The sequence below is a fragment of the Dongia sp. P2_B8 genome (assembly GCF_056404715.1).
On sequence record NZ_JBFUDM010000001.1, the window covers coordinates 11,907 to 34,039 of the forward strand.

Genomic DNA, 22,133 nt, shown 5'->3' on the forward strand with positions numbered 1-22,133 from the left:
CTTGCGCATCTCACGGAGCGCGTCGGCATCCACAATATGAGCCTATTGGTTGCGCTCGCCGTCTTACTCGTAATTTTCGGCAGCCTGCGCGGCGACGTGTTCTTTTCATCACGCAATATCCTCAATATAGGTCTCGCCATCACCATCCTCGGTGTTCTCGCCATGAGCCAGACAGTGGTGATCGTTGCTGGCGGACTCGACATCTCGGTTGGGTCGATCGTCGGCCTGACGACCGTTTCCGCCGCCATGGCGATCCAGATAGATGATTCGGCCGCGACTGGAATCCTCGCCGGCCTCGTCATCGGTTGTATCGCCGGGCTTGTGAATGGCATCATTGTGACCTATGGCCGGGTCAACGCGGTTATCGCGACTTTAGGCACGATGGCGATCTTTCGCGGTGTTGCATTCATCCTATCCGATGGCCAGTCCATTTCTGTCTTCAACGACACCTTCCGCTTTATGGGTGTCGGCACGCTCCTCGGTCTGCAGTTCCCAATCTGGGTGCTGGTTGTCTCGGCGATCCTTTTTCAGATATTCCTCGCCAAAAGTATCGTCGGGCGCAATGTCTATGCACTGGGCGGCAATCCGATAGTCGCTCGCTTTTCCGGCATCAACGTTAGCGCCTATCGCGTGGGTATTTATGTGATGAGTGGCTTCTTCGCTGGCATCGCCGGCATCCTGCTGGCAGCGCGGACGGGGTCTGGGCAGCCCATCTCCGGCTCGCAAGGGTTGGAGCTGGAAGCGATCACGGCGGCTGTGCTCGGCGGCTGCGCGCTGCAGGGCGGCAAGGGGACCATCGCCGGTGCATTGCTTGGCGTCGCCATCATCGGCGTGCTCAATAACGGTATGATTCTCACTAGCGTGCCGACATTCTATCAGTTGCTAGCGAAGGGCAGCTTGTTGATACTGGCCGTGGTTATCGCCGAATATCAGCAGAACCGTGCCTGAGGCAGGAAACAAATGGCCAAAGTCGCCAGTATCGTCGACATCGGGGCAGCGAGATCGTCGTCGACGTCAATCCGCGACCGCGTGGTGAGTGGCCTTGCCAAGCAAATTCTCTCCGGCCATTTCCCGCAAGGATCTCTTCTGCCAACAGAGAGCGAGCTAGGTGCTGCCTTTAAAGTGAGCCGCACCGCCTTGCGCGAGGCCGTGCGCACACTGGCGGCCAAAGGCCTGTTGGAATCGCGCCAGCGCGCCGGTACGCGGGTGTGTCAATCGGAAGACTGGAGTCGACTCGACCCCGACGTACTGCGCTGGATGGGCGAAATCGAACCCGATCTGGATTTCGTGCGTGGACTTACGGAGGCGCGGCAGATCATTGAACCCGCAAGCGCCGAGATGGCCGCAAGGCGGGCGACATCCCGCAATCTCGCCGCCATTGAGGAAGCATATGATGCGATGTGTAGTGCGAAACTCACTGATCTCGACGCGTGCGCGGAGGCCGATGTCGCTTTTCATATCGCCATCCTGCACGCCAGCCGCAATCCGGTGCTTGCTAATCTCGGTAATGTCATTGGCGCCGCCCTGCGGAATGCCTTTCGCCTGACGACTTCGGCCTCGCTCAACTACCAGACGACGCTGGCGGCGCATGGGGAGGTGCTGGAAGCCATCCGCATGCGGCAGCCGGATGTGGCGAGGACCCGGATGCAGGCCCTGCTCGGAATCGCAACTGAAGATCTGATGCGCGTCGCAAATGCTGGTTCTTCTGCCGACAAACGTACCGGCAAGCGGAGCAAATGATGAGCGATGTCCGGTTGATCGCGGATGCAAAGAATAGTTTAGGCGAAGGCCCGGTCTTCGTCGCACGGGAGAATGCATTGCGTTGGGTCGACATTCTCGGCCGACGCTGGCATCGTTTCAATCTTGGCGGTGGCGAGCTGACCGCAATCGATCTTGCTGAGGGTCTCACCGCTTTCGCGCCGCGCCAGAATGGTGGTTTTGTTGGTACCTTCGAGAGCGGGTTCGCTACCTTCGACGACAGGTGTGAGAACGTCGCCTGGATCGCCCGACCCGAACTGACGCTGCCGGCGAACCGGTTCAACGATGGCGGCACCGATCCGCGCGGGCGATTTCTCGCTGGTTCGATGAACAAGGAAGGCAGCGGTAGTACCGGCAGCCTCTATGTGCTGGATCCCGCGATCGGACTGCGAAAGGTGAAATCTGAGATCGGCATATCGAACTCTATCGCCTTCAGCCCCGACGGCACGGTGCTTTACTTTGCCGATACCGCTGCCAATGATCTCGGCGCATATGCCTATGATGCCGCGGCGGGCACAATCGGCGCGCGTTTGCCCTTCGGCAATTCAAGCACGGTCAAAGGCTATCCGGATGGATCCGCAGTCGATCGCGACGGCTATCTTTGGAACGCCCGCTGGGACGGCTGGTGCATCACACGCTTTGCGCCCGACGGTACGCTTGACCGGATCATCGATCTGCCGGTGCAGCGGCCGACATGCTGTGCTTTCGGTGGATCGGAACTGAAGACGCTTTATATCACTACCGCGATAGGCGATCTCACCGAGGTGGCGTTGCGCGGCCAACCTTGGGCCGGTGGATTGCTCGCCATTGACGTGGATGTGCCGGGCTTGCCGCGCGCGTCCTATCGTGAGTAGACCTTGCAACTCATCTCGCTGCAGAGCGATGAGCTCTATCTTGAGATCGCGCCAGAGATCGGTGGCTCGGTAGCCAGACTTGATCTCAAATTGACGACTGGCACCTTTCTTCCGATCCTCCGGCCTGTATCGGTTGATGCGCTCATGAGAGGCGGCGCTGCGCAGTCGGCCATGCATCCGCTAGTTCCTTTTGCCAATCGCGCTCGCGGCAATTGCATTGATATCGTAGAACCGCCATTGATCCTGCATTCAAATGTCGCCGATGAGCCTTGTGCCCTCCATGGCATCGGCTGGCAAAGGCCTTGGACGATCGTGGCAACGAGCCAGACCGATTGCCTGATGGAACTGGTTGTCCAGGAGGGAGATTGGGTATTTCCCTTTCGCAGCACTTGGCACCTCTCCCTAGCGGGCGCTTCGTTGCAGGCCACGCTCTCTATCGAGAACATTTCCAGGCGATCGATCCCAGCAGGCATCGGCCTTCATCCATACTTCCATCGTATGCCAGGGATGCAGCTCAGCTTCATGGCTGAGCGCTTTTGGCTCGAGGGTCCCGGACACCTTCCGACAGATGCCATCTCGCTACCGGCGGAACTCGATTTCGCCAACGGCCGGCCGCTGCCGGACTGCTGGCGCAACAATTGTTACGGAGATTGGCGCGGCAGCCTGGTAATCGATGATATCGAACGCGGGATCACGATCAATCTGTCTGCTTCGGCCTCGCTACCAGAGCTCATGATCTACACGCCGACGGCAGCGCCTTTCTTCTGCCTAGAGCCGCAAAGCCACACGACAGGCGCTACAGCTCGCAGGGCCGCCGATAGTCTTGCCAAGCCGCTCAAGATTTTGCAACCCGGTGAGACTCTCGTCGGCGAGATGATTCTGGCATCTCGGAGGGCGCAGCGTTAGCGGGCCGCGAGCGATCAAGCTTGCTGGTTCGCCACCGACAGCCAGCACAGCCAGATTTTCCCGTTTCATCAATGATCGACGCCGCCGGAGAAATGGGTGAAACGAAAGACTGCTCCGGCCGTTAAGATCGGCCGGCCGCCGGGAGTCTTTTGTGGCAATCGCGACTCAACTGGGCTCCTGAGCAGCGGAGTCCAGTTGAGCGGCGTTATCCGGCCGGTGCCGGCTATCCAATACCGTCAGAAAATCAGATCGGCGGCGGTCACAGCGACATCGCTGACGGTAGCCAGTGTGACGAAGCTGTTGGCGCCGCCACTGCTGTCGAACTTGATCAGCGTATCGGTACCGATCACTTGTAGTTGGAGGAAGCCGTCATCGAAGGGGTTGGTCGTATCGACGCCAAAATCGAAAAACAGGTCAACGAGATCTATTTTGTCCTTGCCGCTTTCGAAATCGTTGATGGTGTCACCGCCGAGATTGGCGAGGTCGGCGGGATTATCGAGGCGATAGAGGAACAGGTCGTCACCGGCACCGCCGGTGAGGGAATCCGGGCCGAGCCCGCCATCAAGGACGTCATTGCCGTCGCCGCCGGACAGAAAATCACCATCGTCATTGCCCAGCAGCGTGTCGGCACCCTTGCCGCCGGAGAGAATGCTGAGACCGGCATTCCCGATGAGTATATTGTCGAGGTCGTTACCCGTGCCGACCAGATTACCGGCGCCGCGCAGTTCCAGGTTCTCGACGTTGACGCCGCTGATCGAGAGATCGAAACTGACCTGTGCGATGATCCTGTCGATCCCCTGATTGACCAGCTCCAACACCGCATCGCCAGCATCGCTCACGATAAAGGTGTCGTTGCCCGATCCGCCAGTCATCACATCGACGCCGCTGCCGCCATCCAATAGATCGTCGCCGGTCCCCCCGATCAGAGTATCGTTGCCGGTGCCAGCATCCAAGACGTCGTTACCGGTGCCGCCGTCCAGATTGTCGTTTCCGGCGCCGCCTTCCAACTCGTCGTCACCGGTGCCACCGATCAGGATATCGTCGCCCAGGGAGCCGCTGAGCGCGTCGTTGCCGGCGGCACCATCCAGCTTGTCATTGCCATTTGTGCCAATGATCTCGTTGTTGAGGGCATTGCCCGTCGCGATCGCACCGATGACGGCGGCATCGAAGGACAGAACCTCCAGTTCCGCACCCAAGGTGAATGTCGAAAGCGTGGTGACAACGGCATCGGCTGTGCCTTCACCCACCTTCTCGGTGATCTTGTCGGCGACACTGTCGACAAAATAGGTGTCATCACCCTTGCCACCGATCAGAATGTCATTGCCAATACCGCCGTCCAGCGTGTCGTTCCCTGATCCACCATCCAGCGTGTCGTTGCCCTTGCCGCCAGAAAGTTCATTGGCGCCAAGATCGCTGGTGATGACATTGTTCAGATCGTTGCCGACGCCGTCGAGATCGCTGCCGGTAAGGATAAGGTTCTCAACATTGGCACCGTCGGCCAGGAGGTCGAAGGTCACCGTGCTGCGGATGGTGTCAATGCCTTCGCCCACCAGTTCGATGACTGTGTCCCCGCTATTGTCCACCTCATAAGTGTCGTTGCCGAGGCCGCCGGTCATCTTGTCGCCCTCGGTGCCGCCGTTGATCACGTCGTTGCCGTCGTCGCCGACCAGAACATCGTTGCCGCCATTGCCAAACAGCTGGTCATTGCCCTTGCCGCCCGACAGAGCGTTATTGACACCATTGCCCTGGATCACGTTGTTGAGGTCGTTGCCGATACCGATGACGGCACTGTTATTACCCAGAAGCAACTCTTCAACATTTGCACCTTTGACGGAGAGATCAAAATTGATATTTGAGGTCACGCGATCGATGCCTTGATTGGCCAACTCCACGACTGTGTCACCGGCATCTTCGACAAAATAGGAGTCGTTGCCGAGACCGCCGCTGAGTGCGTCGGCGCCAACTGCACCCTCCAACTGATCGTCGCCGTCACCACCGTTCAGAATGTCGTTGCCGGCGTCGCCGAGGAGGAAATCGTTGCCGGCGCCCCCGTTCAGCGTGTCCGTGCCAGCCTTACCGAACATGGTGTCATTGCCGACGCCACCATTCAGGATATCGTTGTCGTCGCCGCCGTCGAGAGTATCATTGCCAGCATCGCCGTTGAGAATATCGGCACCGGCAAGACCTTCCAGGAAATCATTGGCGGCCCCGCCGCTGAGGACGTCATTTCCACCAGCGCCCTTCATGCGATTCTCGAGGGTATTGCCGATCCCGGTCGCATTGATGACAGTGGCATCAAAGGTCAAATTCTCGACATTGGCACCGAGCGTGATTGTCGAGAGCGTGGTGATAACGATATCGGCGACGCCCTCGCCAACCAGCTCCGTGACCTTGTCGGTCAGGCTGTCCACGAAATAAGTGTCATCGCCCTTGCCGCCGACCAGGATGTCGTTGCCGATACCGCCGTCCAGCTCATTGGCACCGTCGGTCCCTGTGACGACGTTATCCAGATCATTGCCGGTGCCATTCAAATCGCCGGTACCCAGCAGAATCAGGTTTTCGACGTTGGCGCCTTTCGTCGATAGATTGAAGTTCACCGTGCTGCGGACGATATCTGTGCCTTCGCCCGCCAGTTCGATGACCGTGTCTCCGGCATTGTCCACCTCATAGGTATCGTTGCCGAGGCCGCCGGTCATCTTGTCAGCCTCGGTGCCGCCGGTCAGCACATCATTGCCGTCGCCGCCGATCAGAACATCGGCGCCACCATTGCCAAACAGTTGATCATTGCCCTTGCCGCCGGACAGAGTGTTGAAGTTGCTACCACCAGTGATCACATTATTGAGATCGTTGCCGGTGCCATTGGCGTTGGAGCTCACGTCCAGGTCTTCAATATTGGCGCCCTGGGTGGAAAGATCAAAGCTGACGTTGCTCACCACTTTATCGATGCCTTGGTTGGCCAGCTCAAATACGGTGTCGTTGGCGTCACGGACGAAGTACAAGTCGTTACCTGCGCCGCCGCTGAGCGCGTCGGTGCCACCCGCGCCATCCAGCAGATCGTTGCCGTCGCCGCCGTTGAGAATATCGTCATCGCTGTTGCCGAACAGGTTGTCGTCGCCGGCATCGCCGTTGAGAGTATTGTCGCCCGCGTCCCCGAATAGGAAATCGTTGCCGGCCCCGCCGTTCAGAACGTCATTGTCGTTGCCACCAAACAGGTTGTCATTTCCGCTGCCGCCGTTCAGGATATCGCGATCGTCGCCGCCGAGTAGAGCATCGTTGCCAGCATCCCCATTCAGAGTGTTTGCGCCGGCAAATCCTTCGATCTTGTCATCGCCGATACCGCCACTGAGGACGTCGTTTCCGTCCGCGCCGCTAATGTCGTTGTTTAGGGCATTACCGATACCGGTCGTAAAATTAGTGCCGGTGTTGAAGATCAGATTCTCCACATTCGCCCCCAGCGTGAATGTGGTCAGCGTGGTGACGACGGTGTCGTTGGTGCCTTCGTTCGCTGCCTCGGTGACTTTGTCGGTGAGGCTGTCGACAAAATAGGTATCATTACCCTGGCCGCCGATCAAAGTGTCGTTGCCGGTACCGCCGTCCAGACTGTCATTGCCGAGACCACCATTCAGCGTGTCATTGCCTTTGCCGCCGGCAAGCTGGTTGATGCCATCGTTGCCAGTGATCACATTGTCGAGATCGTTGCCGGTGCCATTGAGATCGCCGGTGTTGAGGAGAGTGAGGTTTTCGACATTGGCGCCGTTCGTCAGGAGACTGAAGGAGAGTCTGGTCCGGACCGTGTCGATGCCTTCGCCGAGAAGTTCGGTGACCACGTCACCAGGATCGTCTATCTCATAGATGTCGTTGCCAAGGCCGCCTGTCATCTTGTCGGCATCGAATTGACCGTCCAGCAGATCGTTGCCGTCGCCGCCCAGCAGCGTATCGGTCCCGTCATCGCCGAATAGCTGATCGTTTCCCTTGCCGCCGGACAGCGTGTTTTTTCCTTCGTTCGCGATGATCACATTGTTGAGATCATTGCCGGTGGCGTCGATATTGGCAACGTTTGCCAGGGTCAGATTTTCGATGTTCGCAAAACCGGCCAGACTGAACGTCACGCTGGATTCGATGGTGTCCGTACCCTGGCCGGCCAGCTCGGTGATGATGTCGGTCAAGCTGTCGACGTGATATACGTCGTTCCCAAGCCCCCCGATCATCGTATCGATACCGCCGCCATTATTTGAATTGAATTCGTCGCCGCCGGCACCGCCGGTCATCTTGTCATTGCCGTCGCCGCCATTGAGCGCGTCATCGCCATTGCCACCCTCGACGACGTCATTCCCATCGCCACCTTCCAGCTGGTCATTGCCCTCGCCACCGAAGAGCAGGTCGTTCCCGTTGCCGCCCTCAAGTCGGTCGTTGCCGCCGTCACCGTTCAGCGTGTCGTCGCCATCGTCACCCTCGAGCCGATCGGTGCGGTCGCCACCGCTCAGCACATTCTTACCGCTGTTGCCGACCATGACATTCTCAAGGGCGTTGCCGGTGCCGTTGATATCGGCAATCCCGGTCAGTACCAGGGCGTCGAGATTGGCGCCGAGCGTGAAGGTAAACCCGGTCTCGACAATATCGAACCCTTCATCGGCGGCCTCGGTGATCTTGTCAGTTGTGCTGTCGACGATATAGGTGTCATCGCCCTTGCCACCGATCAGCGTGTCGTTGCCGATGCCACCATCCAAAATATCTTTGCCCAGGCCGCCCGACAGCGTGTCATTGCCTTTGCCGCCGGCGAGCTGGTTGATGCCGTCAGTGCCCGTGATGATGTTGTTGAGGTCGTTGCCGGTACCATCGACGTCGTCTGTGCCAAGGAAGGTTAGATTCTCGACATTGGTGCCGTTGGTGAGGAGGTTGAAGGAGAGCTTGGTGCGGACAGTGTCGATGCCTTCGTTGAGCAGTTCGGTGACCACATCCCCGGCATTGTCCACCTCATAGATATCGTTGCCGAGGCCACCGGTCATCTTGTCGGCATCGATCCCGCCATTCAGAAGGTCGTTGCCGTCGCCGCCCAGCAACGTGTCAGTCCCGTCAAAGCCGAACAGTTGGTCGTTTCCTTTGCCACCCGACACGATGTTTTTCGCGTCGTTGCCGTTGATCACGTTGTTGAGATCGTTGCCGGTGGCATCGATGTCGCCATTACCTGTCAGATCCAAATTCTCGACGTTGAGGATACCGGCCAGGCTGAATGTCACGCTAGATTCGATAAGATCCGTACCTTGGCCCGCCAGCTCGGTAACGATGTTGGTCAAGCTGTCGACGCGATAGAAATCGTTCCCTAGCCCTCCGATCATCGTATAAACGCCGCCGCCACTATTTGAATTGAACTCATCGTCGCCGGCACCACCGATCATCTTGTCATTGCCAGCGCCGCCATTGAGGGCGTCATTGCCATTGCCACCCTCGATGACGTCATTCCCGGCACCACCTTCAAGCTGGTCATTGCCCTCGCCGCCGAAGAGCAAATCATTCCCGTTGCCGCCCTCGATCACGTCATCGCCGGCATCACCGTTCAGCGTATCGTCACCATCCTCCCCCTTGAGCACATCGAGCGCTGCACCACCGCTCAGGACATTCTTGCCGCTGTTGCCGGTCAGGAAATTCTCAAGAGTGTTGCCAATGCCGTTGATATCCGCGGTTCCGGTGAGTTCCAGGGCTTCCAGGTTGGCAGCCAGTGTAAAGGTGGCGGTGGACTTGACCGTGTCGAAGCCTTCATTGGTGGCCTCGGTGATCTTGTCAGCGATGCTGTCGACGATATAGGTATCGTCGTCCTTACCACCGATCAGGGTGTCGTTGCCCTTGCCGCCGTCCAGCTCGTTCCTGCCACTGGTGCCGGTGATCACATTGTTGAGATCGTTGCCGGTGCCAGCCAAGTCTCCGGTACCCAGCAGGGTCAGGTTCTCAACATTGGCGCCCTTCGCCAACAGGCTGAAGTCCAATTTGCTGCGGACGGTATCGATCCCCTCGTTTGACAGTTCAGTAACCACGTCCCCGGCATTGTCAACTTCATAGGTGTCGTTGCCGAGACCGCCGCTCATTTTGTCGGCGTCGGTCCCGCCGTCCAGCAGGTCGTTGCCTCCACCGCCGGACAGAGTGTCTGCGCCAGTTTGGCCGAGCAGCTGGTCGTTGCCCTTACCGCCGGACAAAGTATTGCTGCCGACATTGCCAAAGATGATGTTGTTGAGGTCGTTGCCGGTGCCGGTCAGATTCGCACTGCCGTCCAGCTGCAAATTCTCGACATTGAGTCCATTGGTGGCGAGGTCGAAGCTGAAGGCGGTGATGATGCTGTCGGTACCCTGATTGGCCAACTCAACCACGGTGTCCCCGGCATCCTCCACGAGGTAGATATCGTTGCCGAGGCCACCTTTCATCTGGTCGTTGCCGGTACCGCCACTCAAACCATCGTCACCGGCCCCACCGATAAGTGTGTCATTGCCGTCGAAGCCGAATATCGTGTCATTGCCAGTGCCACCATCAAGAATGTTGTCGCCGAGATTGCCGGCAACGACATTGTCGAGCGTATTGCCGGTGCCGTTGATATTGCCGCCACCGAGCAGCGCCAGAGTTTCGACATTGACCGCCAGGACGGGAACGGAGACCGTCGCAAAAATGCGATCATTCCCCTGATTGGCCGCTTCGACGACAACGTCACCTGAATTGTCGACGAGATAGAGGTCGCTGCCTTTGCCGCCGCTGAGTTTGTCGGCACCCGTGAGGCCGTTGAGAATGTCATCGGAATCGGCGCCTGCCAGAATGTCGTTTCCGGCGGTTCCAGTGATTGCGGTCATCTCGGTCGTCTCCTGATAGGGGCATTTCTCTGCCCGTGATTTCGCTGGTCCGACTCTCGTGGCGCTCTATAGGCGCCCCTTCATGCGGATCGTGCAGTGAAGTGGGTCACAGCGCCGGTGCAGGCCCGCAGGTAGGCTTGTCCTGGCGTGCTGGTTGAATTCGTCCCGTAGAATCAATGCGTGCATCCTGGATTCGCGCCTGTCTTGGCGGCCGGCTCTGAAGTTCTGTAAAGTCGAGCGTCCTGTCGCCTCCCATATGGGAGGGTCAAAAGACAGCGGCGCCGAGATCGGGGAGACTCTTCGATGGATCGCGATGATGTGACGGCGCTGCTCTATGCTGGTGTCCTCGATGCCGAGGCTTGGCAGTCAGGGTTGCATGCCCTGGCCGAAATGTGCGGGGCACATCATGTCATCGCGCTTGCCCGCGGGCATGTTCCAGGAAATGCCGGTGAGAATACCGGCATCAACCTTGCCCAAGCGCCAGGGTCTGTCCTGTCCTGGACCGCGCGCCTTGCCGAGGAGTTCCTGCCCATCGTCTCGGCGACAGGTATGGGCACCATGAATTTTGCCAGCGGCCTCACCACGGGACGGGCACTGCCGCAGCAGGCGCTCCTGCCGGATGACGTCTTTCGCCGGACGGAGCTTTATGCCGATATCGTGCGCCCCATGGGCGGCCATCACGCGATCATCGCGCGACCCTGCGAAGGATCTTTCATTACATTCTGCCGGCCGGAGCAGGCAGATGAATTCAAATCAGGCGATCTCGTTCATCTGCAGAGTGCCTTGCCGGCCCTCACCACCGTGCTGCAATTGAAGCGTCATCTCTCGCTCCTGGAAACGCGCAGCGCGTCGATCGAAGTTGCGTTGGAGGGAGCGGATATCGGCATTCTCCTGCTGGATCCACAACGGCGGCCCTTTCATGCCAACGCCGTTGGCGAGCGCATCTTGCGGGCCAAGGACGGGTTGGATTGGACGCCTGCCGGTCCCGTCGCGGCGCGGGAGAGCGACACCAAGAGATTGCGCGTCTGTGTGGGATCGGCAACTGGCGAGCCTTGCCTGCTGCCCCGGCCGTCAGGCAAACGGCCGCTGGCCGTGCGTGCTTTGCCGATTGACGGTGGTACGCGGAGCCAGCGGTATATGCATGCTGCTGCCGGCTGTGTCGCCGTCTATATCCGCGATCCTGATCATCAGGTGGACCGGCAGGTGACCGCGGTCGCCGCTGCTTTTGGCCTTACTCCCCGCGAGGCGACGATCGTGAGCCGGCTGGCCGGCGGCATGAGCATCGCGGCTGCGGCACTTGACCTCGAGATCTCTCCCGGCAATGCGCGCGTGCATCTCAAGAATATCTTCCACAAGACGGATACGCACAGCCAGGCGGAGCTGGTCCGGCTCATGCTCGGGGCCAGGATCTAGGCTCGCCCCCCGAGCGATCAATGCCCTAGCAGGAAATTGGGCAGGGCCAGCGAGAAGCTCGGCACATAGGTGACCAGGAACAGGGCCGCCACCAGCGCCCCATAGAAGGGCAGGATGGTGCGCATGACATGCGCCACGGAGACGCCGCCAATGGCGCAGCCGACGAATTGTGTCGTGCCGACCGGTGGCGTGTTGAGGCCGAGGGCGCAATTGATCAGCATCAGCATGCCGAACTGCACCGGTCCCATGCCGAACTGCATGCAGATCGGCAGGAAGATCGGCGTGCAGATGAGGATGGTTGCCGCCATGTCTAGGAAGGTGCCGAGCAGGAACAGGATGACGTTGACCAGGAAGAAGATGACCCAAGGCGAAGTCGAGATGTGTGAGAGAGCATCGGCGGTCAGCTGGGCTACGTCATAGAGGCTGATGAGATAGCCGAAGGTGTTGGAAATGCCGATGAGCAGCAGCACGATGCCGGTGGTCTTCACCGCCTTGGCCGCCGCCTTCAGCAGATGTTCGACCTTGAGCGAGCGATAGAAGAAAAGGCCCAGCAGAATTGAATAGATGACCGCGACAGCAGCCGATTCAGTTGCGGTAAAGGCGCCCGACAGGATGCCGACGATGATGATGACGATGACGAAGAGACCCGGCATGGCGGCGGCGAAGGAGCGCATAACGGGGCTCCAGCCCGGAAAGATGCCGGCGGGATAGCCACGCTTGATAGCGACCAGATAGGCCGCGACCAGCATGCAGGCGGTGAGCAGGGCTGCCGGTACCAAGCCGGCGAGGATGAGGGCCGCGATCGAGACTTTGCCGCCGGCGGCCAGCGCATAGATGATCATGTTATGGCTGGTGGGCATCAGTGCGCCGACCAGCGACGCATGGGTCGTGACGTTGACCGCATAGTCGGCGTCATAGCCTTCGCGCTTCATCATCGGGATCATCACCGACCCCATGGCAGACACATCGGCCACCGGCGAGCCGGAAACGCCGCCGAAGAGGGTGCATGCCACGACGTTGGACATGCCGAGGCCGCCGCGGATATGCCCTACCAGATTGCGGGCGAAGGTGACGATGCGCTCGGCAACGCCGCTATAGAGCATCAGTTCGCCGGCAAAGATGAAGAACGGGATGGCGAGGAACGAAAAGATGTTCATGCCAGCACTCATGCGCTGGAACACGACGGCAAGCGGCAGCCCTTCATAAAAGATGGTGGCGACTGCGGAGAGGCCGATGGCAAAGGCCACCGGCACACCGATCAGCAGCAGGATCAGGAAGCTCACGCACAGGATGATCAGTGCCAAGACGGGATGACTTTCTTGTCTTGGATCAGCGCCAGGATGTGCTCCAGCGAAAACAGCATGATGAGCACGCCGGAGATGACCAGCGGGATATGATTGATGCCTTCGGAAATGCCCAGGATGGGAATCTTGTAGGGCATGACCGATTTGGCAAGGACGGTGCCATTCCACATCATGAGACCGCCGAACAGGCCCACCAGCAGATGGCAGGTCAGCTCGAACCAGATGCGATGCCGTTCGGGCACCAGGAAGATGATGAGCGAATCTAAGCCGATATGCCGCGCGTCGCGGACACCGACGGCGGCACCGAGCAGGGTGACATAGAGCACTAGAACGAGGGCGATGCTCTCCGCCCAGGTGGGCGTGTTGTTGAGTACGTAGCGGCCGAAGACCTGCCAGGCAACGACGACGACAATGCCAAACAGGCCGGCGACCGCGATATACATGCAGAGCCGGGAAACCCAGGCGTTGAAAGGTGTGAGCCAGCGCAACATCTATGTTTCCCGGTCTGCGAGTAGTGAGCCTATTCCGTCGCCTGGATCTTCTTGATCAGATCCTGCAGCTTGGGATCGGCGGCAAATTTATCGTAGATCGGCTTGGCTGCATCGGCAAAGGCCTGACGGTCGACGTCACTGGTGATAATGGCGCCGGCAGCTTCGACGGTCTTGCGCGACTGCTCCTCACGCGCATCCCACAATTGGCGCATATAGGGTACCGATTCCTTGGCCGCCTGGCGGATGATATCTTGCTCTTCCTTGGGCAACGTGTCCCACACGGCCTTGGAGAAGACCAGAATCTCTGGCGACATGGAATGCTCGGTCAGGCTGTAATATTTGGCGACCTCGTAGTGATGCGAGGATTCATAGGACGGCCAATTGTTCTCTGCCCCATCGACGACGCCGGTCTTCAGCGCGGTATAGACTTCGGCATAGGGGAGCGGTGTCGGATTGCCGCCCAGCAATTCGATCAGCATGACCCAGAGGTCGGATTGCTGCACGCGCAGCTTCAGGCCTTTCATGTCGGCGGTCGTCTTGATGGGCTTTTCGGTCGTGTAAAAGGAACGTGAGCCGCTGTCATAGAAGGCCAGGCCGACAAAGCCCTGGGGCTCAAGGGCGGCCAGAATCTCCTCGCCGACCGGACCATCCAGCGTCTTCCTCATATGCTCCTTCGACTTGAACAGGAAGGGCAGGGCCGGGACGATGGTTTCCGGGACGATGTTGTTGAAGGCCGCCACGTTGACGCGGACCATGTCGAGGGCGCCGAGCTTCACCTGCTCGACCGTGTCCTTCTCCGAGCCAAGGGCACTCTGGCCGAACACCTTGATTGTGTCCTTGCCGCCGGTGCGCTCGGCGATGATCTCCCCCATTTTCTTGACCGCCATGACGGTCGGATAGTCGTCGGGATGCACGTCGGAAGAACGGAATTCCTTGGCGAAGGACGCGCTGGTCAGTGCCAGGGCCATGGCGACGCCAGTCAGAATCGGTGCAAGCTTGGTCATTACGGGTCTCCTCCTAGTCGGCGGGCGATTTCGTTGATCGCCGCTCAGTTATCAGCGGGGTTATGTTTCCCTTACTTGTATGATGATCATATAACAGGTCTATAGTAGGATCAATTGGCTGTTTGTTGATAAGATTATTATCTATATAATCGATATATATCAGTAGAATGATGGCCAATAGGACAAGGGGGCGTGATTGTCACGCACGCATGTTCTTTCGATGTTCTTTCTCCTATTGCGACGCAACATATACCTTAGTTGTCATACATCATGAACGATGATAGGAAAGGGGCGTCTGAGCCTCTCATTCTGGAAGGAATCACCGTGGCGGCCTTGCCTCAGCGCGAAACACTGACCTCGCAGGTGGTCAAGGCGCTGACCGAACGAATCCATAGCGGTCAGTTGAAGCCGGGCGACCGGCTGCCGACGGAGCAGGACCTCATCGAAGAGTTCTCCGTCAGCCGCACGGTGGTGCGCGAGGCGATCTCCAGCCTGAAGGCTGCAGGCCTCGTCACCTCGCAGCAGGGCGTCGGCGCCTTTGTCCTACAGTCGGGGGCATCGCCATCCTTCCGCATCGAAGGCACCAGCCTCAATCTCATCAAGGATGTGATCTCGGTCCTCGAGCTGCGCATCGCGCTCGAATCCGATGCGGCCGCCTTGGCGGCCCTGCGGCGGAACGAGGAACATCTGGTCGCCATGCGCGAAGCCCTCGACCGGATGGCTCTTGCCATCGACAAATCGGAAGATGCCGTGTCGCCGGACTTCGACTTCCACCGCACGATTGCCGAGGCGACCGGCAATCCGCATTTCACGCATCTCTTCAGCTATCTGGGCTCGCTGCTGATCCCGCGGGCGCGATTGCAGACTTTTCGCTACTTTGCGCCCGACCGCACTGAATATCTGCGCCGCGTCAACCGCGAGCATGAAGACATCTACCACGCGATCCACCGCCAGGATACCGAGGCGGCGCGATCCGCCATGCGGCTCCATCTCAGCAATTCGCGCGAGCGCCTGCGCCTCGCCATGGCCGAGAATGACGGCCATTGAGTTTCATGTCCCGGCGACATCATCAAACGCTTATCGGGTGAAGGAAGAGCGATGCGTCCAGAAGAGTTGAAATCCGTTCTCGGTACCGGCCTGTTATCTTTTCCAGTGACCGATTTCGATGCCGCCGGCGAATTTGATCCCAAGGGTTACCGGGCGCGGTTGGAATGGCTGATGCCCTATGGTGCCACCGCCTTGTTCGCAGCGGGCGGGACGGGCGAGCTGTTCTCTCTGGCACCAGATGAATATCCAACCGTCATTCGTACTGCGGTCGAGACCTGCAAGGGGCAGGTGCCGATCATCGCCGGTGTGGGTTTCGGCACGCGCCAGGCCATCGCCTATGCCAAGGCTGCGGAAGCGGCGGGGGCCGCTGGCCTCCTGGTGCTGCCGCACTATCTGGTGGAAGCCGATTCTGAAGGAATCTCGCGCCATGTGGCGGCGATCTGCGCTGCGGTGAAGATCGGTGTCATCGTCTACAATCGTAACGTCTGCCGCCTTGGCCCCGATGCGCTGGAAAAGCTTGCGGCGCAGTGCCCGAACCTCATCGGCTTCAAGGACGGGATCGGCGATCTGGAACTCATGGTCTCCGTGCGGCGCCGCATGGGCGAGCGCTTTGCCTATCTCGGTGGCCTGCCGACGGCGGAATTCTTCGCCGCCCCTTATAAGGCGATGGGCGTCCCGGTCTATTCTTCGGCGGTATTCAATTTTGTGCCGAAGATGGCGATGGAATTCTACCGTGCCGTCAGGGATGATGATGCCGCAACCTTCAACCGCCTGCTCGACACGTTTTTCATGCCCTATGCCGCGATCCGCAATAAGCGCGCTGGATATGCCGTCAGCATCGTCAAGGCGGGGGCTGATCTGGTCGGCCGTTCCGCCGGCCCGGTCCGCACGCCCTTGGTCGATTGCAATGCCGAAGAGCGCGCGGCCTTGAAGCTGCTGATCGACAAATTGGGGCCACAATAGTTCGGGGATGATGGTGATGACAAGCGTTCTGCTGACCGGTGCCAGTGGTGGCGTTGGAACTCGCCTGCGGAAATTGCTGCCGCCTCATTATCCGCAGCTGCGTCTTTCCGACTTGCAGGCGCCGGCTGATTTGCGGCCCGATGAGGAGTTCGTGGCGGCCGATCTGTCCGATCTTGCCGCCGTCGAGCGAGTGGTTGCTGGCATGGATGCCGTTATCCATTTCGGTGCCTTTTCGGTCGAAGGGCCGTGGGACACGATCCTGAACGCAAACATCGTCGGCACCTACAATCTGTTCGAAGCGGCCAGGCGCCAGGGTGTCAAGCGCGTGGTCTTTGCCTCCAGCAACCATGTGATCGGCTTCTACCCGCGGGATCAGCGCGTCGACACCAATGTCACCGCCTTGCCTGACACGCTCTATGGTGTCAGCAAGACCTTTGGCGAAGGGCTGGCAGCGCTTTATGCCCACAAATTCGGCCTCCGGGTGCTGTGCCTGCGGATCGGCAATATCAACGAAGCGCCGCTCGATCTGCGTCACCTGTCGATCTGGCTGAAGCCCGAGGATCTTGTGCAGCTGATCCAGATCGGCCTCGAGCATCCCGATCTCAATTATGAAATCTTCTACGGCATCTCCGACAATGTGCGCGGCTGGTGGGACAATGCCACGGCCTATCGCTATGGTTATAAGCCCAGCGGTGAGTCGGAAGCTCACTTGCAGGCGGCCCTCGACGGGCAGGCGGCCAAGGTGCCGGACCCGGTCGGTGATTATTTCCAGGGCGGGCCGTTCTGCTCGCAGGACTTCGCGGGTGATTTCGACCGACTGAAGCAGCGTGATTGATCATGAGCAAAATCGCCCGCATCGACACTATCCTCCTCGATATCCCGTTCGACGATTATTATGCCGGGCCGCGGACCAAGCCGCGCGGCTGGACCCAGCGCGATACGCTGCTCATTCGTGTCGAGACGGATGACGGCCTCATTGGTTGGGGCGAAAGCTTCGCCTATGCCTGCGGCACCGCCACGCGGGCCGCGGTCCGTGACATGTACAGCCCACGCCTCATCGGCCAGGATTGCAGCGATATCGCAGCATTGAGCCGGGAAATGCAGCGGCAATTGCACATCCAGGGCCGCTACGGCATCACCATTTTTGCCTGGTCCGGCATCGAGATGGCGCTGTGGGACATCGCCGGAAAACGCGCAGGTGTGTCGCTGGCACGCCTCCTTGGCGGCCGAAAGCGAGACTCGGTTCCAGCCTATGCCAGTCTCGTGCGCTACGGCGAAGTAGCCCCCATGGCACCCGTCATTGACGCTGCCATGAGCCAGGGCTTCACCGATGTGAAGCTTCATGAGATCGCCTATGACGTGATCGCCGCGGCGCGCGCAGCCGGTGGTGACGGCCTGCGTCTCACCACCGACGTCAATTGCAATTGGAGCCTGGCGCAGGCCGAAGATCTGCTGCCGCGCATGAAGGCCCTCAACCTCTATTGGGTCGAAGAACCGATCTTCCCGCCGGAGGATTTCGAGACCCTGGCGGCGCTGGAGAAGAAGTTCGGCGTGGCGTTGGCCACCGGCGAGAATGCCTGCACGGCCTTCCAGTTCAAACAGATTGTCCCCGCCGTGACCTTCGTGCAGCCGAGCGTCACGAAGATCGGCGGCATTTTGGAATTCATCAAGGTTGCCGAAGCCACCAAGGTGGCCGGCAAGACCCTCATGCCGCATTGTCCTTACTCAGGACCTGGCTGGTGGGCGAGCCTGCAATTGGCGGCTTTCCTGCCGGAGCTCGGCATGCTGGAGCATCTCTTCATCCAGCCCAAGAGCTGGGTCGGGCTAGAGAGTCCGAGTCCACGGAACGGCATGGTCGCCATCCCGGATGCACCTGGGCTCGGTTTCGAACCCGATCCTTACGCCTTGCAACATTTCACCGTGATGGATTGAGAGCATGAGTCTGGTGCGAACTTTGACCGGCGCGCCGCCGCAGCTAAAGGCGCCAGCCGGCACCTGCGACACGCATATGCATTTCTATGACCGGAAATATCCGGCGCTGCCGAACACGCTCAACCCGCCCGACGCGGCCGTGGCCGATTACCGCCAGGTGATGAAATGGCTCGGCATCGCGCGCGCGGTCGTCGTGCAGCCCAACGCCTATGGCGACGACAACCGGTTGACCATGGCGGGCGTCAAGGCGCTGGGCGACATCGCGCGCGGTGTCGTCGTGGTGAAGCCCGGCATTGCCGACGCGGAACTGGACAGTCTCACGAAAGCGGGCGCCGTCGGCATCCGCTTCATGAATCTCTTCGGCGGGACGCTCACCTGGGAACATATGGACGAGATGGCAGCGCGCGTGCAGCCCTTCGGCTGGAGCGCCATCGTACAACTCGATGGCTGCACCTTGCCTGAGCATGAGGCGCAATTGCGGCGCCTGCCGGTCGATTATGTGATCGACCATTGTGGCCGCTTCATGGAGCCGGTCGCCGTCGACAGCCCAGCCTTCAAGACCCTGTTGCGGCTGGTCGAAACCGGGCGCTGCTGGGTCAAGATCTCCGGCGCCTACGAATTCTCCAAGGAAGGCGGCACGGCGTTCGAGGATGTGGGGCGGTTGATGCGCGTGCTCGTCAAGGCAGCACCCGAGCGCATCATCTGGGGCAGCAACTGGCCTCATGCTCTGGCCGAAAAGATCGGCTATCCGGATGACGCGCATCTCCTCGACCGGCTCTTGGATTGGGCGCCGGACGAAGCCGTGCGCCAGCGCATCCTGGTCGACAATCCGGCCGGACTTTACGGCTTCTAAGCGACCCGCCTGAGCGCCCAGGCATCCACACCATCCAAACCGCCCAGATGGCGCGAGAGCTGATTGGCATGGCGGATCAGCGTTTCCGCCAGCTGTTCCTGATGCTGCTCGGTCGATTGCTGCTTGAGGCGCGTGACGCTGATGGCGCCGATGGCAAGGCCGGTGCGGTCGAACACGCAGGTGCCGATGCATACCACACCTTCGGTATCCTCCTCGTCATCAATGGCATAGCCGCGCGCGATGGTGCGGTCGAGATCTTCGTTGACGGCAGAGAGGGTCAGTAGCGTGTGCGGTGTCCGCTGCGGCAGGCCGATCTGTTGCAGGATGGCATTGCTTTGCGCACGCGGCATGGCAGCCAGCAGGGATTTGCCGACGGCGGAACTGTGCGGCAGTTCGCGCCGGCCGAGCGCTGCGTCGAAGCGGATGGCACCCGGCGCATCGGCGCGGCCGATCACCACCGCATAGCCTTCGTCGAGCACGGCCACCCGGCTGGTCAATCCCACTTCACGCGTCAGCTCACGCAGGACCGGCATGGCGATGTCGGCCAAGGCGATGTTCGAGATCGCCTGGTCGCCGAGGCGTGCCAGCGACATGCCGAGCCGATAGCGCTTGGTCGGCCCCTCGCCGATCGCAGAAATGAAACCGCGCGAGAGAAAGGTCTGCAGGATGGCATAGGTCGCCGCCTTGGAGAGGCCGAGACCGAGCGCCAGATCGGTCAAGCGGCCACCGTCGCGACCGGACTTCGCCAGCAGTTCCAGAAGATCGAGTGCGCGGCCAAGACTTTGCACCCGATAGCGTTCATCCGACATCGCGACACTTCCCTTTATTGACTTCACCCGCGGCTCAGTCGTACAGTCACGGCAATGCAAAACATAGTTTTGTAATACCAAACAAGAAAATGGATCGCAAGCCCCGATCGAGAGGGCCGGCATCCGCAAGAGACTGGAGACAGGGATGGCCAAGTGGCCGCGTAAACTGCGTTCGGCCGAATGGTTCGGCGGGCAGGGCAAGAATGCCTTCATGCATCGTTCCTGGATGAAGAATGAGGGATTGCCTGCCGACGTGTTCGACGGGCGCCCGGTCATCGGCATCTGCAACACCTTCTCCGAACTCACCCCCTGCAACGCCCATCTGCGCACGCTCGCGGAGCATGTGAAGCGCGGCGTCTATGAAGCGGGCGGCCTGCCGCTGGAATTTCCCGTGATGTCGCTGGGCGAATCCAATCTGCGCCCGACCGCGATGATGTTCCGCAACCTTGCTTCCATGGATGTCGAGGAATCGATCCGTGGCAATCCGATGGATGGCGTCATCCTGCTGGTCGGCTGCGACAAGACCACGCCGGCGCTGCTCATGGGGGCCGCCAGCTGCGATCTCCCCACCATCGCCGTCTCCGGCGGGCCGATGCTCAATGGCAATTTCAGGGGTGCCGCTGTGGGCTCGGGCACCCATGTCTGGAAAGTGTTCGAGGATGTGAAGGCCGGCCGCATTTCGATCGAGGATTTCCTCGCGGCCGAGCAGGGGCAGAGCCGCTCGGCCGGCTCCTGCATGACCATGGGCACGGCCTCGACCATGGCCAGCATGGTGGAAGCGCTCGGCATCGGTCTGCCCGACAACGCCGCCATTCCGGCGGTCGACGCACGGCGCAACGTGCTGGCGCATCTTGCCGGCCGGCGCATCGTCGACCTGGTCAAGGAGGATGTACCGATGTCGCAGATCCTTACGAGGGCTGCCTTCGAGAATGCCATTCGCGTCAATGGCGCCATTGGCGGCTCCACCAACGCCGTCATTCATCTCATTGCGGTTGCCGGGCGTCTCGGCGTCGATCTTGGTATCGACGATTGGGACAAGTTCGGCCGCGGTGTCCCCACCATTGTCGATCTGATGCCCTCCGGCCGCTTCCTGATGGAGGAATTCTATTACGCCGGCGGCCTCAAAGCCGTCATGCGCGCCTTGGGCGATGCCGGCATGCTGCATCTCGATGCGCTCACCGTGGCCGGCGGCACGATCGGCGAGGCGATCAAGGATGCGCCCAACTACAATAGCGAGGTCATCCGTGACATGGACAAGCCGCTGACGCCGGAAGGTGGCATTGCGGTCCTGCGCGGCAATCTCGCTCCCAATGGCGCGGTGATCAAGCCGTCGGCGGCGACGCCGGCGCTCATGCAACATCGCGGCCGTGCCGTGGTGTTCGAAACCATCGAGGATTATCACGTCCGCATCGACGATCCGGCACTCGACATCGACGAGAGTTGCGTCATGGTGCTGAAGAATTGCGGACCCCGCGGCTATCCGGGCATGGCGGAGGTTGGCAACATGCCGCTGCCGGCCAAGCTCCTCAAAAAAGGCGTCTCCGACATGGTGCGCATCTCGGACGCGCGCATGAGCGGCACGGCCTATGGCACGGTGGTCCTGCACACGGCACCGGAAGCGGCCCTTGGCGGCCCGCTCGCCCTGGTCCGCGACGGCGACATGATCGAGCTCGATGTCGCTGGCCGCCGCCTGCATTTGGATGTGTCGGATGCCGAGTTGGCACAGCGCAAAGCCGCGTGGACCCCACCGGTGCCGGCCAGCGCCGCTGCCGGTGGCGGCTACGCCAAGCTCTTCGTCGATCATGTGCTGCAGGCCGACCGCGGCTGCGATTTCGATTTTCTGGTCGGCAAGCGCGGTGCCGATGTGCCCCGTCAATCGCATTAGGGGCGGGTAATGATCCAATCCAGAAACCCCTCACCCCGACCCTCTCTCCACTATCGTGGGGAGAGGGAGTTTCGAGCGAGCTCG

At 60.2% G+C, this 22,133-nt stretch carries 16 protein-coding genes; 11 read left to right on the forward strand and 5 right to left on the reverse strand.

The genetic code is table 11. The features are described 5' to 3' along the window. The first annotated feature begins 45 nt into the window (after window positions 1-45). From AC1DWZ_RS00045 to AC1DWZ_RS00060, 4 genes are read left to right on the forward strand one after another with little or no spacing between them, the layout of a single operon-like run. Window positions 46-948, forward strand: coding sequence for an ABC transporter permease (locus tag AC1DWZ_RS00045; RefSeq protein WP_477166806.1), 903 nt, complete (start codon window positions 46-48; stop codon window positions 946-948). Window positions 949-960: 12 nt separating this feature from the next. Continuing rightward, the gene (locus tag AC1DWZ_RS00050) at window positions 961-1,740 is read left to right on the forward strand and encodes a FadR/GntR family transcriptional regulator (protein ID WP_477166807.1); all 780 of its coding nucleotides are present in this window, start codon (window positions 961-963) and stop codon (window positions 1,738-1,740) included. Continuing rightward, window positions 1,740-2,612, forward strand: a complete 873-nt coding sequence (locus AC1DWZ_RS00055) for an SMP-30/gluconolactonase/LRE family protein (protein WP_477166808.1) — start codon at window positions 1,740-1,742, stop codon at window positions 2,610-2,612. The genes AC1DWZ_RS00050 and AC1DWZ_RS00055 overlap by 1 nt, the downstream gene beginning before the upstream one ends. Before the next feature lie 3 nt (window positions 2,613-2,615). Further along, window positions 2,616-3,518, forward strand: coding sequence for an aldose 1-epimerase (locus tag AC1DWZ_RS00060; RefSeq protein WP_477166809.1), 903 nt, complete (start codon window positions 2,616-2,618; stop codon window positions 3,516-3,518). Between the two features lie 236 nt (window positions 3,519-3,754). On the opposite strand, the gene AC1DWZ_RS00065 is transcribed toward AC1DWZ_RS00060, so the two are convergent. Continuing rightward, the gene (locus tag AC1DWZ_RS00065) at window positions 3,755-10,348 is read right to left on the reverse strand and encodes a calcium-binding protein (protein ID WP_477166810.1); all 6,594 of its coding nucleotides are present in this window, start codon (window positions 10,346-10,348) and stop codon (window positions 3,755-3,757) included. A 303-nt stretch (window positions 10,349-10,651) separates the two neighbouring features. On the opposite strand from AC1DWZ_RS00065, the gene AC1DWZ_RS00070 reads away from it, so the two are divergent. Beyond that, complete coding sequence (locus AC1DWZ_RS00070; RefSeq protein WP_477166811.1) at window positions 10,652-11,761, forward strand: helix-turn-helix transcriptional regulator; 1,110 nt, start codon at window positions 10,652-10,654, stop codon at window positions 11,759-11,761. A 17-nt stretch (window positions 11,762-11,778) separates the two neighbouring features. On the opposite strand, the gene AC1DWZ_RS00075 is transcribed toward AC1DWZ_RS00070, so the two are convergent. Genes AC1DWZ_RS00075 through AC1DWZ_RS00085 form a run of 3 tightly spaced genes read right to left on the reverse strand, consistent with a single transcriptional unit; the run spans window position 11,779 to window position 14,560 of the window. Further along, window positions 11,779-13,065 carry a TRAP transporter large permease gene (locus tag AC1DWZ_RS00075; protein ID WP_477166812.1) on the reverse strand — a complete coding sequence of 429 codons (1,287 nt, stop codon included), beginning with the start codon at window positions 13,063-13,065 and terminating at the stop codon, window positions 11,779-11,781. After that, on the reverse strand, window positions 13,056-13,556 hold the full coding sequence (locus AC1DWZ_RS00080) for a TRAP transporter small permease (protein ID WP_477166813.1): 501 nt from the start codon (window positions 13,554-13,556) through the stop codon (window positions 13,056-13,058). The genes AC1DWZ_RS00075 and AC1DWZ_RS00080 overlap by 10 nt, the downstream gene beginning before the upstream one ends. Window positions 13,557-13,585: 29 nt before the next feature. Continuing rightward, window positions 13,586-14,560, reverse strand: a complete 975-nt coding sequence (locus AC1DWZ_RS00085; protein ID WP_477166814.1) for a TRAP transporter substrate-binding protein — start codon at window positions 14,558-14,560, stop codon at window positions 13,586-13,588. A gap of 324 nt (window positions 14,561-14,884) precedes the next feature. On the opposite strand from AC1DWZ_RS00085, the gene AC1DWZ_RS00090 reads away from it, so the two are divergent. Genes AC1DWZ_RS00090 through AC1DWZ_RS00110 form a run of 5 tightly spaced genes read left to right on the forward strand, consistent with a single transcriptional unit; the run spans window position 14,885 to window position 19,355 of the window. Beyond that, the gene (locus AC1DWZ_RS00090; RefSeq protein WP_477166815.1) at window positions 14,885-15,607 is read left to right on the forward strand and encodes a FadR/GntR family transcriptional regulator; all 723 of its coding nucleotides are present in this window, start codon (window positions 14,885-14,887) and stop codon (window positions 15,605-15,607) included. A gap of 51 nt (window positions 15,608-15,658) precedes the next feature. Further along, on the forward strand, window positions 15,659-16,570 hold the full coding sequence (gene kdgD / locus AC1DWZ_RS00095) for a 5-dehydro-4-deoxyglucarate dehydratase (protein ID WP_477166816.1): 912 nt from the start codon (window positions 15,659-15,661) through the stop codon (window positions 16,568-16,570). 16 nt (window positions 16,571-16,586) lie between these two features. After that, entirely contained in the window at window positions 16,587-17,405 is an 819-nt protein-coding gene (locus tag AC1DWZ_RS00100; RefSeq protein WP_477166817.1) for an NAD-dependent epimerase/dehydratase family protein, read from the forward strand. Window positions 17,406-17,407: 2 nt separating this feature from the next. After that, a complete protein-coding gene (locus tag AC1DWZ_RS00105) occupies window positions 17,408-18,502 on the forward strand; it encodes a mandelate racemase/muconate lactonizing enzyme family protein (RefSeq protein ID WP_477166818.1) in 1,095 nt (364 codons plus the stop codon). A 4-nt stretch (window positions 18,503-18,506) separates the two neighbouring features. After that, window positions 18,507-19,355, forward strand: a complete 849-nt coding sequence (locus tag AC1DWZ_RS00110) for an amidohydrolase family protein (RefSeq protein WP_477166819.1) — start codon at window positions 18,507-18,509, stop codon at window positions 19,353-19,355. On the opposite strand, the gene AC1DWZ_RS00115 is transcribed toward AC1DWZ_RS00110, so the two are convergent. Beyond that, entirely contained in the window at window positions 19,352-20,164 is an 813-nt protein-coding gene (locus AC1DWZ_RS00115) for an IclR family transcriptional regulator (protein WP_477166820.1), read from the reverse strand. The genes AC1DWZ_RS00110 and AC1DWZ_RS00115 overlap by 4 nt on opposite strands. A 145-nt stretch (window positions 20,165-20,309) precedes the next feature. On the opposite strand from AC1DWZ_RS00115, the gene AC1DWZ_RS00120 reads away from it, so the two are divergent. Further along, entirely contained in the window at window positions 20,310-22,049 is a 1,740-nt protein-coding gene (locus AC1DWZ_RS00120; RefSeq protein ID WP_477166821.1) for an IlvD/Edd family dehydratase, read from the forward strand. Window positions 22,050-22,133: the final 84 nt, after the last annotated feature.

Coding starts and splice junctions, on each gene's coding strand:
- AC1DWZ_RS00050 (WP_477166807.1), top strand. CDS start 961: ATGGCCAAAGTCGCCAGTATCGTCGACATCGGGGCAGCGAGATCGTCG.
- AC1DWZ_RS00055 (WP_477166808.1), top strand. CDS start 1,740: ATGAGCGATGTCCGGTTGATCGCGGATGCAAAGAATAGTTTAGGCGAA.
- AC1DWZ_RS00065 (WP_477166810.1), bottom strand. CDS start 10,348: ATGACCGCAATCACTGGAACCGCCGGAAACGACATTCTGGCAGGCGCC.
- AC1DWZ_RS00070 (WP_477166811.1), top strand. CDS start 10,652: ATGGATCGCGATGATGTGACGGCGCTGCTCTATGCTGGTGTCCTCGAT.
- AC1DWZ_RS00080 (WP_477166813.1), bottom strand. CDS start 13,556: ATGTTGCGCTGGCTCACACCTTTCAACGCCTGGGTTTCCCGGCTCTGC.
- AC1DWZ_RS00085 (WP_477166814.1), bottom strand. CDS start 14,560: ATGACCAAGCTTGCACCGATTCTGACTGGCGTCGCCATGGCCCTGGCA.
- kdgD (WP_477166816.1), top strand. CDS start 15,659: ATGCGTCCAGAAGAGTTGAAATCCGTTCTCGGTACCGGCCTGTTATCT.
- AC1DWZ_RS00100 (WP_477166817.1), top strand. CDS start 16,587: ATGACAAGCGTTCTGCTGACCGGTGCCAGTGGTGGCGTTGGAACTCGC.
- AC1DWZ_RS00105 (WP_477166818.1), top strand. CDS start 17,408: ATGAGCAAAATCGCCCGCATCGACACTATCCTCCTCGATATCCCGTTC.
- AC1DWZ_RS00110 (WP_477166819.1), top strand. CDS start 18,507: ATGAGTCTGGTGCGAACTTTGACCGGCGCGCCGCCGCAGCTAAAGGCG.
- AC1DWZ_RS00115 (WP_477166820.1), bottom strand. CDS start 20,164: ATGTCGGATGAACGCTATCGGGTGCAAAGTCTTGGCCGCGCACTCGAT.
- AC1DWZ_RS00120 (WP_477166821.1), top strand. CDS start 20,310: ATGGCCAAGTGGCCGCGTAAACTGCGTTCGGCCGAATGGTTCGGCGGG.